Below are 13,826 nucleotides of genomic sequence, written 5' to 3' on the forward strand. Positions count from 1 at the left end.
GTGACAATAATTGAGGAAATGCCGAGCCCTTGTGCAGGGCTCTGTGATTAATCAACTTCCATTTGTTGCAGTGCGATCACGGCTTGGGTGCGGTTGCTTACATCTAGTTTACGAAATATTGCAGTAACGTGGGCTTTTACGGTTGCTTCTGAAACGCCAAGTTCGTAAGCAATTTGTTTGTTTAGCAAACCCTCATTAAGCATCACTAATACTCGGTATTGCTGCGGGGTGAGCAATGCGAGTTTATCGGCAAAGTCAGACTGCTCAGGATCAACGTAATCTAAATCGATACCTTCAGGTAACCAAGGGTCGCCAGCTAAGGTTTGGTTTAAGGCGGTAACCAGTTGCTTCATTGGTGACGATTTGGGAATAAAGCCCATGGCGCCTAATTTTATCGCCTTGCGGATCACTGCTTCATCTTCACTGGCAGATACCACCACTATAGGTAGGTCAGGGTATAAACCTCGTAAATGAGTTAGGCCAGAAAAGCCGTTTGCGCCAGGCATTTTTAAATCGAGTAACAGTAAATCGACGTCTTCAGTTTGTTCTAGTAAAGCCAATAAGCCATCAATGGTATCGGCTTCGAGTAAGTTTGCGTTGTTCACCGCCATATGCACCGCTTGATACAAAGCGTTTCTAAATAGGGGGTGATCATCAGCTATAACAATAGTGTAGGGCGTGTCCATGGGATCATATCCATGTTAATAGATGGGGCTAATTTTTTACCTCAAGCTAACACCATCATGACTTTCGGTCAATTGATGCCCCCTTAGTAAGACTTTAGTATAGATCCCAGCTCACACAAATGGGCAGATGTTGTTATGAAAACTCGATCCCCGTAGCCAGTGCAACGGGGTTTTCAGGATATTTTTTGAATCGGTTAAGACATTTGAATGCCAATGATGCTGCCCAAGCCGACTAAAATAACACCTGAGAGTTTGTTAATACGTTGTTGGTTTTTTTGGAGCCAGGTATTAAGCCAGCCCGAATAGATAAAACGGACTAGCAGTGCCCAAACCACAATGGCTTCAATGGCGATGGTTGCGGCAAAAAAGAGTTTATTGCTGGTGGAGGTTTCTGGCGACACAATTTGCGTAAAAGTGGCAACTAAGAACATTAACACTTTAGGGTTAAGCAAATTACAAAGTAGTCCCTCTAAGTAAGCATAACGTGCTTTGATCGGGCCCTTACAGGTAGACTCAAGGCTTTTTTTATTACTGCGCCATGCTTTTATGCCCAAATAAACTAGATAAGCCGCGCCGAGGTATTTCACCGTGGTAAACACCATGGGGGCTTGAGCTATCAGCATTGATACGCCAAAAATAGCCAATAACAAGTGAGCACAAAATCCGGTCATGATGCCAAGAATACAACATAATGTGGTGCGTTTAGCGCCTGTGCTGCCATAGCGGATCACCATGATCATATCGGGACCGGGGCTTAACATCCCCAGTAAATTAATCACCAGTAACGTAAACAAGACTTCAGTCATAACGGTAAGAATCTAAACAAATATTAATATTTGTTTAGTGTAGTGCTGAATCGGTTATTACCTAAGTGACTTTTAAGAATTTACAGTATTCTAAAATGGAATGTGTATTTAAAAGATTAAATCGGATCCAGCTCTTGGGCTTGGATCAGTTCCGCCAAACGCGTTCTAAACCAGCGATGGGCCGGATCTTGATGGTTGCGATGATGCCACTGTAAGGTGCAATCAAATTCGTCGATTTCGATGGGTAAGGGTTTAATGGTAACCGGGTGATCTTCTGATAAGCGCTTGGCGATATGCGACGGCAAAGTCAGTAATAAATTAGATTGCGCCACCATATTCACCGCAGACGGATAAGAGCTGACGCGCAGGCGTACCTTTCGCGTCACGCCTTTTTCGGCCAGGGCTCTGTCGATAGCGGTGGTTTTGTCTGTGCCTACAGTGATCACGGCATGGTGATAGTCGGCAAAATCTTGCAATGACAAGCTGGATTTTGCGCTTAACGGGTGATCTTGACGCATGATACACACAAAGTAATCACGGTTGATCAAACTGGCATGCATGTCTTTGGCGTTGGGATCTTGGATCGTCGTACCTAAATCGACCTTACCTTCTTTTAATAGTTGATAGGTTTGCTTGTCCCAGTTTTGGACGTTGATACTAATATGTGGCGCCGCGCGATAAATGTCAGCCAGCGCCTTGGGCAGAATGTATTCACTGACATAATCCGTTGAGGCAATGGTGAACTCTTTGCGACATTCCATTGGGTCAAACTCTTGCGAGCTAAATAGCCCATCCATGGCTTGCACTAATTTGGCGACTTCAGGTGCCAGTTGCATGGCTTTATTGGTCGGGGTTAACTCAGGGCCCGCTTTAATTAACAGTGGATCATTAAACAACTCGCGCAGCTTCGCTAAGTTCTTACTCATGGCTGATTGGCTTATAAACTGCCGCTGAGCGGCTTTCGTCACGCTCAGCTCTTGCAGCAGCAAATGTAAACTCACTATCAGGTTTAAGTTGATCCGACTGATCTTTTTAATCATCTCGATGATCTCATTTATTTTATCTCATGGCGTTGCAGGTGCTGTAAAAATTGCTCACCAGCCATAAAGCCTGTGACACGCGCTTGGGTTAAACGCTCACCTTGCTGGTTATAAAACAAAATGCTGGGCAGGCCCAAAATATTTAGTTCACTGAGCATGCCTTGATCATCGGCATTGTTTTTAGTGACATCGGCTTGGATCAACAGCACGTTATCGAGCTGCTCAATCACGCCATTATGAGTGAATGTCGCTTTTTCAAAGTCCTTACAAGCCACGCACCAATCCGCATAAAAATCGACCATTACCGCCTGATTATTTTGCTTGGCAATAGCCAATTGGTTTTGCAACTCAGATAAGTTGGTGACATAAATAAAGCGTGATTTTAAACCTTGCTTTATACTTTGCTGCTCGCTGATTTGCGCAGCGGTTAAGCCCATGACGCTCGCGCCAGCTAATGCAATACAAACCAGTCCTAGCGCTTTTAAGCGATGGGCGCTGCGCCACATTGCATGGGCTAAATAAGCCAGTAAAGCTAAACCTAGAAGAGCAAATAACACGCTGCTTATTGTAGCGCTAATAAAGCGCTCTAACATCACTACAGCAACACTCAATAATAAGAAACCAAACACCACTTTAATGTGTACCATCCACATCCCAGCTTTCGGTAAAAACTTACCGCCTGAGGTACCTAAAATAAGCAAAGGTAAGCCCATACCAAGGCTAAGGGCGTAAAGTACCGCGCCGCCAAGTACTAAATCGCCGGTGCCTGCCACATATAATAAAGCGCCTGACAAAGGCGCAGTGGTGCAAGGCGAGCAAACTAAGCCAGAGATCAAGCCCATTAAAAACACGCCTTTGACGCTGCCACCTTGCTGCTGATTGCTGACCTTATTTAAGCGCTCACTGATAAAGCTGGGTAATTGCAGGTTAAACAAGCCAAACATCGACAAAGAGAGCATTGTAAAAAGCATCGCTAATGAAATCAGGATCACCGGATGTTGCAACGCAGCTTGGTATTTCAGTCCTGCCATCGCCACCACTAAGCCCAGTAAGGTGTAAGTTAGCGCCATGCCTTGCACATAAGTAAACGACAGTAAAAAGCTACGTTTTGTGCTTAAGGATTTTTGCCCAACAATAATACCGGACAAAATCGGGTACATAGGAAACACACAAGGGGTAAAGGCAAGGCCAATACCAAGGAGAAAAAATAATCCCAAACTAATGAGTAAGCTTTGCTGAGACAGAATATCGGCTAAGCCACTGGAGCTTTGCTGATCTAATTTTTGCTGCGCGATGCCTGTTGTTGCCGATGACGTGTTGCTTTGGCTTGCTGTATTGGCTTGTCCCTCTAGCGGGCTAAGATAAATCACTTTGGTTTCAGGTGGGTAGCATAAACCCGCATCGGCGCAGCCTTGATAAGTCACGCTGATTTGCGCATCGTTGGCGATGTTTTTCACATTCAAAACAATTTCTGTGTCTTGGCGATAAATCACCACATCACCAAAGTAGTCATCGTGATAAGCAATGCCTTCAGGCAAGGTAGGGGGCAATATCTCAACGCCTTGCGCCTTAAAACTAAATTGATGCTGATACAGGTAATATTCAGGTGTAACCGCCCAGTTTAAATACACTTCATCGTCTTGCTGTTGATAGGCAAACTGAAATGCTTGATCGACTGGCAAAAAATCAGACTGCTGGCTAAAAGGACTACTGCTATTGGTACTGCTTTGGCTAAAAGGAGAGTTACCCGCAGCCGATGCCATATTTATTAAGCAAATACTAAAAATTAATGCCAAAAAACGTGTCATTTTACTACCCTGAAAATGCATAAAGTAAAGCCACTGGGCGAGTAACATTGCCCAGTTATTTGGTTGGATAACTTGGTTGTTATTGTGTCACTTGATCAATCCAGTTTAAGTATCGCGGCTCACCTTGCGTGATAGGTAGCGCGATAATTTCCGGTGTATCATAACTGTGCAGACTTTTAATAGCTTCAGACAACTTATCAAACAAGCCTGCCGTGGTTTTAATCATCATTAATACTTCGCGATCTTGCTGTATTTCACCTTGCCAATGATACAAGGAATACACATTAGGCTGCATGGTAATACAAGCCGCAAGTTTTTCTCGCAATATTTCCCCTGCAATTTTATCGGCTTCCGTGCTATCGGGGGCTGAGCAAAGCACCATAATGTATGTTTGTTGCATCAATACACGCTCCTTGAGTTAGGCTTAAGGTTCAATGATACGGGTATCTCGATATATAAACGAATAGATATTTTTTGTAGTGTGGGCTGCGCCATTAAACCCGCATTAGTTCTAAGCCAATCATGCTAATGATTGAGTATGGATTTATAACGAAACTCAATAGGAACAAGATCATGGTATTAGTAGAACTCTTGATTGTGTTGAGCGCCATTTTTTTAGGTGCTCGGCTAGGTAGTATAGGTATTGGTTTTGCTGGTGGTCTCGGAGTACTGATTCTGACCTTAGGCTTTGGCATGAAGCCAGGTACCATTCCTATCGATGTTATTCTTATTATCATGTCGGTGATCGCAGCAATAGCGGCAATGCAAGTGGCGGGCGGGTTAGATTATCTGGTCTCGTTAGCTGAGCGTGTACTGCGTAAAAATCCGAAACAGGTCACTTTTTTAGCCCCCATAGTGACCTACGTGATGACCTTGTTTGCCGGAACAGGCCACACCGCTTTTGCGACTTTACCTGTGATTGCAGAAGTGGCTAAGGAGCAGGGCATTAGGCCTTCGCGTCCTTTAAGTATTGCCGTGGTCGCCTCGCAAATTGCGATTACGGCGTCACCTATCTCAGCAGCGCTCGTGTTAATGAGCGGCATGTTAGAAAAATACAACGTGAGCTATTTGCAAATTTTACTCATTTGTATACCCACCACGTTTATTGCCTGCATGACCGGGGCATTTGTGGCGCAGTTTATGGGCAAAGATTTAGCAGAGGATGAAATATACCAAGAGCGCTTAGCTAAAGGCTTGGTTTCACTGCATCGAGGAGAAGCGAGGGCGCTTAAGTCTGGCGCTAAATTGTCGGTGCTGATTTTCTTATTCGCTATTATTGCCGTAGTGACTTACGCCACCGCCATCAGTGATACGGTGGCTTGGATAGATAACCCGGCTTTGCCTCGTAATGAAGCGATTATGGTGTTTATGTTGACAGCCGCCACCCTTATTGCCCTGATCACTAAAATTGACACCTCCGAAGTGCTTAATGCCGCCACCTTTAAGTCGGGCATGAGTGCGTGTATTTGTGTGCTGGGCGTAGCATGGTTAGGGGATACCTTTGTATCTAATCACCTTAACGATATCAAAGATATTTCTGGAGTGGTGCTAACCGAGCAACCTTGGATGCTCGCGGTGGTATTGTTTTTTGCCAGCATGCTGCTTTACTCTCAAGCGGCAACAACCGCAGCGTTAATCCCATCGGCACTGATGCTAGGGGTGAGCCCTGAAGCTGCCATTGCCTCTTTTGCCGCAGTGAGCGCATTGTTTGTGTTACCCACTTATCCAACTTTGCTTGCCGCCGTTGAAATGGATGACACTGGCTCAACCCGCATTGGTAAGGCCGTTTTTAACCATCCGTTTGTTATTCCGGGTGTGGTGACGATTACCTCTTCTGTTGCACTGGGCTTTGTTGTAGCTAATTTAGTTTTGTAAGTTATGAAGGCTAAACAGTTTTACTACTAGATCGGAAATACTTAGTTGTTGGTTCGGTATATACAGCGAGTGCTGCTTTTGTGGCGAAGTAAGAGTTCAGGTAAGCTAGGCAGACTTTATCGCAAAAACATTTTTTCGCGGAATAAATTCCGCTCCTTGTATGTTAAATTTGTTGATTCGTGTTTTTTTGTAGGACCTGAGCTTGCTCAGGGAATTTGCGATGTTCGCTGAGCAAGCTCAGCTCCTACAGGTGGCGATATAGGCTTTTGTAGGAACGATATTTACATCGCGAAATAGCATTGTTAACCCTAAGCCAGATAAGGGCATTTAGGTTTAGTGATTTACTGCATGCTTGTTATGCTTATGAAATGGAACTCAAGGTTGAGGTTATTATGTTTGCGAAATTATTTTTACTGTTTACCGCTACCTCATTATTGGAAATTTTTATTCTCGTTAAAGTCGGTGGCTTCTTAGGTGCTTGGCCCACCGTTGGCTTAGTGGTCGTCACCGCATTCGTCGGCTCTGCGTTAGTGCGTAGCCAAGGCATACAAACCATGTTTAAGGTGCAAGAGCGCATGAACCAAGGTGAAATGCCAGGGCAGCAACTGATAGAAGGCATGATGTTAGTGATTGCCGGGGTATTATTAGTGACACCCGGTTTTGTTACCGATTTTTGCGGCTTAATGTTATTACAACCGAATATTCGCGCCAAATTAGCCAAAGCGGCGATGAATAAGTTTCAGCTGCAAATGGTTGCGGGTGGGCAAGGAGGTCATGCTGGTTTTCATGGCGGCTTCACCGGTGGCCAGCCTTTTACACCGCCACCTCAAGGGCCAAACCAACAAGGTCCAGCCGACAACAAAGTGAACGACGGCAACACCATTGAAGGTGAATACGAGCGTAAAGAATAACGACCTCAGTTCAGTCATTCAATAAACACTCTCTCACCTAAACAGCACGCTTCAAACGTGCTGTTTTAGCTCTGCTGCTGATGACTTTTCCAGCTAAGAGCCCCCCATCACACTATTCTATTATTCATTCTCTCGTGCCTTGAAAAGCAAAAAATAACCCTGTATTTTACATCGCGTCGAAATCGAAACTAAAAAAAATAATATGAACTTTGGTGAACCAAACGCGTCTAACCTAAGTAAAACTCGACACAATAATTAATTTCACCAGCTTGGTGGGCCTTATTGAAGTATGCATTAAACCGATGGATAGGTTTAATTCTAAATAAAGCATTGGTGGCATGGAGCTTGCGATTTAGCTGAACAATCAGCTAGTTTGGTCCTCTTCATTACCTTGAACTGTAATGTTAGGGGCATCATCAAGGGAGATTTTCCAAATGAATGTTGCTGTATCTTTAAAAACGTTTAAAAAGTACCATCCTCGTCAAGTCGCTAAACATATAAAAGCCTTTTTCAATGGCCGAATCTATATTGTCGGAGTCGGTCGCTTTCGTGTAGTTAATGGCAAATTAGTGGCCTATAAAGATGCTGACAGAAAAGCGCTTTCAGTCATGAGTGAAGTCAATCGCATCATCAAAGAGATGCAAATACAGCAAAGTGTTGCTGCTTAGCATCCAGTTTTGACGACGTAAAAAAGGAGCATTTGGCTCCTTTTTTTGTATCTGAGTGTAAGAAAGCCCACAACCGCGTAAAAAACGCAGAAATTTTCTGATTTTTTTTATCTTTCCCCTTGAGAAAATCTGTAGCAACCCCATCTAGTGAGCATGGATTTGACCAAAAGCATTTTGCTCAAGGTCTTTTATAGCAACAACATAAACTTAAACTCTCAGGAGAACTTCAATGAATATTCGTCCTTTACACGATCGCGTTATCGTTAGACGTCAAGAACAAGAATCTAAGTCTGCTGGCGGTATCGTTTTAACTGGCTCAGCTGCAACCAAGTCAACTCGCGGTGAGATTATCGCAGTGGGTAATGGCCGCATTCTAGAAAATGGCGACGTTAAAGCATTGGATGTAAAAGTAGGCGACACAATCATTTTTAGTGAAGGTTACGGCGTTAAAACAGAAAAACTAAACGGCGAAGAAGTATTGATCATGAGCGAAGGTGACATCCTTGCCGTGGTTGAAGCTTAATTAACGCATTGAATGTAATTTAACTTTCTCAATTATTTAAAGAATTTAAGGAAACAACAATGGCTGCAAAAGACGTATTGTTTGGTAGTGACGCTCGCGAAAAAATGTTAGCGGGTGTAAATATTTTAGCTGACGCAGTAAAAGTAACGTTAGGTCCTAAAGGTCGTAATGTCGTACTAGACAAAAGCTTTGGCGCTCCAACCATCACCAAAGATGGTGTATCGGTAGCAAAAGAAATCGAACTAGAAGATAAGTTCGAGAACATGGGCGCGCAAATGGTGAAAGAAGTTGCTTCTCAAGCCAATGATGCAGCGGGTGACGGTACAACAACTGCAACCGTACTGGCACAATCAATTATCACCGAAGGTCTAAAAGCTGTTGCTGCGGGTATGAACCCAATGGACCTTAAGCGTGGTATCGACAAAGCAGTCATCGCTGCGGTTGAAGAGCTGAAAGCTTTATCTGTACCTTGTGCCGACGCGAATGCTATTGCACAAGTAGGTACGATTTCTGCTAACTCTGACAGTGCAGTAGGCGACATCATTGCTGAAGCCATGGGCAAAGTAGGTAAAGAAGGCGTTATCACCGTTGAAGAAGGTCAAGGCCTACAAAACGAATTAGACGTAGTAGAAGGTATGCAGTTTGACCGCGGTTACCTATCTCCTTACTTCATCAACAACCAAGAAGCGGGTACGGTTGAACTAGAAAGCCCATACATTCTATTGGTTGATAAGAAAATCTCTAACATCCGTGAATTGCTACCAACCCTTGAAGGTGTAGCGAAAGCAGGTAAACCACTGCTTATCATCGCTGAAGATGTTGAAGGCGAAGCACTAGCGACATTAGTTGTGAACAACATGCGCGGCATCGTTAAAGTAGCTGCAGTTAAAGCGCCTGGTTTTGGTGACCGTCGTAAAGCCATGCTACAAGACATTGCTATCCTAACTGCAGGTACTGTGATTTCTGAAGAAGTGGGTTTAGATCTTGAAAAAGTACAACTTGAAGATCTTGGTCAAGCGAAACGCATCATCATCAACAAAGATGAAACAACCATCATTGATGGTATTGGTGAGCAAGCACAAATTGAAGGGCGCGTAGCGCAAATTCGTGGCCAAATTGAAGAGTCTTCTTCTGACTACGATAAAGAAAAACTGCAAGAGCGTGTAGCTAAACTAGCTGGCGGTGTAGCGGTAATCAAAGTTGGCGCTGCAACTGAAGTTGAAATGAAAGAGAAAAAAGCACGCGTTGAAGATGCATTACATGCAACTCGCGCTGCCGTTGAAGAAGGTGTAGTTGCGGGTGGTGGTGTTGCACTAGTACGCGTTGCTGCAAAACTTGCTGATTTAACTGGCGACAACGAAGACCAAAATGTTGGTATTCGCGTAGCACTGCGTGCGATGGAAGCGCCACTGCGTCAAATCGTAACGAATGCGGGTGAAGAAGCGTCAGTGGTTGCTAACAACGTTCGCGCGGGTGAAGGTAGCTACGGTTACAACGCGGCAACAGAAGAATACGGCGATATGATTGCCATGGGTATTCTTGACCCAACTAAAGTAACACGTAGTGCCATTCAGTTTGCATCGTCTGTTGCGGGTCTAATGATCACCACTGAAGCGATGATCACTGATAAGCCACAAAAAGACGCTCCTGCAATGCCTGATATGGGCGGTATGGGTGGAATGGGCGGCATGATGTGATAAGCCTTTAGCAGTAAGCTATTGATTTAATAGCTTACAAAGTAAAATGGTCAGCATTTGCTGGCCATTTTTTTTAGCCTCAGATTTTAGTAGGAACGGTTTTTTTGTGGGAGCGGTTTTTAAACCGCGAATAAGTTGCGTAATAACTTCCCTCCCATAAAACAATGCACCTCCAAATTTTATGAGCTTTTTCTAATCAATTATGAGGTTTGTTACTACTTTTGACTGATTAAATATCCCTTATCAAGTGTGGTTTTTTTACACAGTTTTAGGAATGTGATCTATTTTATGAAATTTGTTTCATATATCGTTTATGCTGTGCGCAACTTAGTCAAAGTTGCATCACAATCTAACGCTCGTTTAAGGATAAACGTATGAGACATTCAACCAAGGCCTCTTTGGCCAAGGGCGCTTTTGCGCTTAGTACCCTCACTTCAGCTTGCCTGCTGGCATTCAATGCTCAAGCCGCTAACTATGATTGTAGCGACATTCAAACCTGGGATTCATCGGCTGTATACGCAGCAAAAGGAACATTAGTTCAAGACCAAGGATCTGTTTTTGAAAACAAGTGGTATGCCGGCAGTTGGGATAAACCTGCCGTAGATGCATCGCCTTGGGCTAATTGGCAATTCAAGGGCGAGTGTGGTGATAATACTACTGTAAATATCATTCCAACGGTGGCTTTAATCAACGTTGGCAAGCTTACCGCAGGTCAATCTGCTCGCTTTAGTGCAACCGCAAACGATGAAGATGGTCAGATAAGTAAAGTGGACTTCTTTATTAACGGTAGCCTGATTGGCTCGGCGGCCAGCGCGCCTTACCAAGTCAACTGGAATACAGTGGTCGGCCCACATGAGCTAAGCGCGATTGCTTATGACGATAAAGGGGCAATGAGTCAAACCGCTATCCAACAGATAGTGGTGGATGCCGAGCCCGTTGATAACCTCAAACCAACACTGTCGCTATCGGGTGTGACCGATGGCGCTGAGCTATTGATAGGTGAATTGGTTGCACTGCAAGTGGTTGCGCAAGATAGCGATGGCAGCATTGCCAACGTGCAAGTGGTGGTTAATGGCGTCAGCGTGGATCTGGTGCCTGCGCCAGATAATGGTACGAGTAACAAGGTGACTTACTTAGCCAATTTCGAGATCGCTAACGGCGTCAACAGCATCCTAGTAAAAGCGGAAGATGACAAGGGCGCCTTGGTTGAGCAAGGCTTGACGGTTAATGGTAAAGAGGCTGTTAACTTAGCGCCACAAGTATCAATGAGCTTAAGCACCACGCAAGCTCAGCCGGGCGACACGGTTACCATCAATGCCACTGCTAGCGACAGCGATGATGGCTTAGAAAAAGTTGAATTTTTAATTGATGGCGTAACGATTGCTCGATTCACGGCTGACACGGTTTCAGATTTCGACAGTGGCAAGTATACCTTTGATTTTGTAGCGACTAAAAGCGCGAAAGTCACCGTGGTGGCAACTGATATGAAGGGGCTAAGCAAGCAGCAAAGCGCCTTTTTAACACTGAACGATGGCGTGGTGGGCAATGATTGCCGCCCAGATGGTTTATACCAAACACCGGGTGTAAAAGTGCCATATTGTAGTGTTTACGATGATCAAGGCCGTGAAAAAATGGGCGCAGATCATCCTCGTCGCGTGATTGGTTATTTCACCAGCTGGCGTAATAAAGGAAATGTTGATCAAGACTACTTGGTTGATGATATTCCTTGGGAAAACTTAACCCACATTAACTATGCCTTTGCCCATGTGGGTAAAGATCAAGGCGTGGGCTTAGGTCAAGCGCAACAAGATCAGCTAGCGCGTTTAGTGGAACGCAAAATGCAACATGATGTAAAAGTGCTGATCTCTGTTGGTGGCTGGGCCGAAACCGGTGGCATTAATGGCCCTGATGGTCGCGAGCAAACCGGTGGGTTCTATAAACTAACCACTAATATGGACGGCTCAATCAACCATGCTGGTATCGCCAAGTTTGCCAAATCCTCGGTTGACTTTATTCGTAAACACAAGATAGACGGTATCGATATCGACTACGAATATGCCTCTGCGATGAAAGGCGCGGGCCACCCTGGCGATTTTTGGATTTCAGACAAGCTACGTCCTCATCTCATGGCCTCCTATGTTGAGCTAATGAAAGTGATGCGTGAAGAGTTAGATAAAGCGTCGGCCCAAGATGGCCAGCATTATCTATTAACGGTTGCGGCACCGGCTTCAGGTTGGTTGCTACGTGGTATGGAGCGTTATGAGGCTAACGCATATTTAGATTACATCAACATCATGTCGTATGACTTACACGGCGCGTGGAATGAGTATGTAGGCCACAATGCTGCGCTTTACGATACCGGTAAAGACGGTGAGTTAGCGCAAGTATACGCGGCGCAGCAATACGGCAAACTGGGTTACTTAAATACCGATTGGGCGGCGCATTACTATCGCGGCGGCATGCCAGCAGGGCGTATCAATATAGGTGTTCCCTATTACACCCGAGGTTGGGAAAAAGTATCAGGTGGCGAAGCGGGCCTATGGGGTAAATCGAAAGGCAGTAATTGTCCTGCGGGTACCCATGGTAAATGTGGTGCGGGTGCAAAAGGCTTAGACAATTTATGGCACGACTTGGAGAAAAACCAAGAAGTACCAGCAGGCTCTAACCCAATGTGGCATGCTAAAAACCTGCAAAACAATATGCTGGGATCATACTTAGAAACTTACGCTAACTCGCCAGACTATAAAGGCGATAAAGCTGAATATGAAAAAATTGTCGGTCAGTATGAATATTATTACGATAATCAGGCCGTAGCACCTTGGCTATGGAACCCAAGCACGCAAACGTTCCTATCAATGGAAGATAAAGCGTCAATCTTAACTAAAGCCGACTACGTCAAAGATCAAGGTATCGGTGGCATCATGTTCTGGGAGCTAGCAGGCGATTACTCATGTTACCCCTATGATGCACAAGGCAAACGCACCACAGTAGCCGATAAGTCGGAAGCGGCATGTGCTTCAGGTAATGGTGAATATCACATGGGTAATACCATGACTGAGACCATTTACGAAGAGTTCAAGTCTGCTACGCCATACGGAAACAAAACCATTGAAGGTAGTATTCCTGCGCAGGCAGTAGATCTGAAGGTAACACTGGATAAACAGCGTGCTGATTACCCGATTACGACAGATCTTATCATTGAAAATAACGCGGGTGTGGCCATTGATGACCTCGTTGAAATTTCATTTGATTATCCAACATCGGCTCCGGCTAATGCGGTTGCAGGTAATGCTAGTACGGTTAGTATTGTGTCGGGTCATGATGGTGACAATATCGGCGGTCTGAAAGGAGATTTCCATCGCATTAGCTTTAGCGTACCTAAGTACCAAGCGATTGCAGATGGTGCAACGGGCAAAATCAAATTCACTTATAACCTACCGATAACAGGGCCGGTTAATTACACAGTGAAAATTGATGGTGTGGAGTATGCCCTTGCCCAAGAGCATCCTGACTTACCATTAGCGGATCTTTGTCGTCCAGAAGGTTTAAGTGTTTATCCTGATTTTGTGCATCAAGATGGCTGGAAACCTTATAACGCCAAAGGCGAAAAAATGGTTCATAACGGCGCGATTTGGGTACCAAGTTGGGGGCAAGCTAATACTGAGCCTTCTGCCAGTGATTCGTCATGGACTAAGGTGTGTACGTTAAAATAATGAATGTACTATAACCATGGGTTCACGTCGCTTGATTTAAAGCGGCGTGAGCTCTCTTTTAAAAGCGATTAAAAAGCTATAGCCATATCTTTTCTGTGG

Annotated in this window: 11 protein-coding genes; 6 read left to right on the top strand and 5 right to left on the bottom strand. The window is 44.7% G+C overall.

Annotated features, from left to right (window positions below):
* Positions 1-47: 47 nt before the first annotated feature.
* From K6Y31_RS07735 to cutA, 5 genes are all read right to left on the bottom strand, one after another.
* Complete coding sequence (locus tag K6Y31_RS07735; RefSeq protein ID WP_233052229.1) at positions 48-686, bottom strand: response regulator; 639 nt, start codon at positions 684-686, stop codon at positions 48-50.
* A gap of 194 nt (positions 687-880) precedes the next feature.
* Positions 881-1,492: a LysE family translocator gene (locus tag K6Y31_RS07740; RefSeq protein ID WP_232799788.1), complete on the bottom strand. Its 612-nt coding sequence runs from the start codon at positions 1,490-1,492 to the stop codon at positions 881-883.
* A gap of 116 nt (positions 1,493-1,608) precedes the next feature.
* The gene (locus tag K6Y31_RS07745; protein ID WP_233052230.1) at positions 1,609-2,532 is read right to left on the bottom strand and encodes a LysR family transcriptional regulator; all 924 of its coding nucleotides are present in this window, start codon (positions 2,530-2,532) and stop codon (positions 1,609-1,611) included.
* A 14-nt stretch (positions 2,533-2,546) separates the two neighbouring features.
* Positions 2,547-4,340, bottom strand: a complete 1,794-nt coding sequence (locus K6Y31_RS07750; RefSeq protein ID WP_233052231.1) for a protein-disulfide reductase DsbD — start codon at positions 4,338-4,340, stop codon at positions 2,547-2,549.
* 79 nt (positions 4,341-4,419) lie between these two features.
* Complete coding sequence (cutA, locus tag K6Y31_RS07755) at positions 4,420-4,740, bottom strand: divalent-cation tolerance protein CutA (protein WP_233052232.1); 321 nt, start codon at positions 4,738-4,740, stop codon at positions 4,420-4,422.
* Between the two features lie 173 nt (positions 4,741-4,913).
* On the opposite strand from cutA, the gene K6Y31_RS07760 reads away from it, so the two are divergent.
* From K6Y31_RS07760 to K6Y31_RS07785, 6 genes are all read left to right on the top strand, one after another.
* Positions 4,914-6,215 carry an anaerobic C4-dicarboxylate transporter gene (locus tag K6Y31_RS07760; protein ID WP_233052233.1) on the top strand — a complete coding sequence of 434 codons (1,302 nt, stop codon included), beginning with the start codon at positions 4,914-4,916 and terminating at the stop codon, positions 6,213-6,215.
* 392 nt (positions 6,216-6,607) lie between these two features.
* Positions 6,608-7,126: an FxsA family protein gene (locus K6Y31_RS07765; RefSeq protein ID WP_233052234.1), complete on the top strand. Its 519-nt coding sequence runs from the start codon at positions 6,608-6,610 to the stop codon at positions 7,124-7,126.
* A gap of 434 nt (positions 7,127-7,560) precedes the next feature.
* The gene (locus K6Y31_RS07770; RefSeq protein ID WP_232799783.1) at positions 7,561-7,794 is read left to right on the top strand and encodes a DUF1107 domain-containing protein; all 234 of its coding nucleotides are present in this window, start codon (positions 7,561-7,563) and stop codon (positions 7,792-7,794) included.
* A gap of 229 nt (positions 7,795-8,023) precedes the next feature.
* The gene (locus tag K6Y31_RS07775) at positions 8,024-8,317 is read left to right on the top strand and encodes a co-chaperone GroES (RefSeq protein ID WP_232799782.1); all 294 of its coding nucleotides are present in this window, start codon (positions 8,024-8,026) and stop codon (positions 8,315-8,317) included.
* 59 nt (positions 8,318-8,376) lie between these two features.
* Positions 8,377-10,014, top strand: a complete 1,638-nt coding sequence (groL, locus tag K6Y31_RS07780; RefSeq protein ID WP_232799781.1) for a chaperonin GroEL — start codon at positions 8,377-8,379, stop codon at positions 10,012-10,014.
* 374 nt (positions 10,015-10,388) lie between these two features.
* Positions 10,389-13,727 carry a glycosyl hydrolase family 18 protein gene (locus K6Y31_RS07785; RefSeq protein ID WP_233052235.1) on the top strand — a complete coding sequence of 1,113 codons (3,339 nt, stop codon included), beginning with the start codon at positions 10,389-10,391 and terminating at the stop codon, positions 13,725-13,727.
* Positions 13,728-13,826 lie beyond the last annotated feature (99 nt).

It is taken from the genome of Motilimonas cestriensis (assembly GCF_021295315.1).
Classification (GTDB): Bacteria; Pseudomonadota; Gammaproteobacteria; order Enterobacterales; family CBDFNC01; genus Motilimonas; species Motilimonas cestriensis.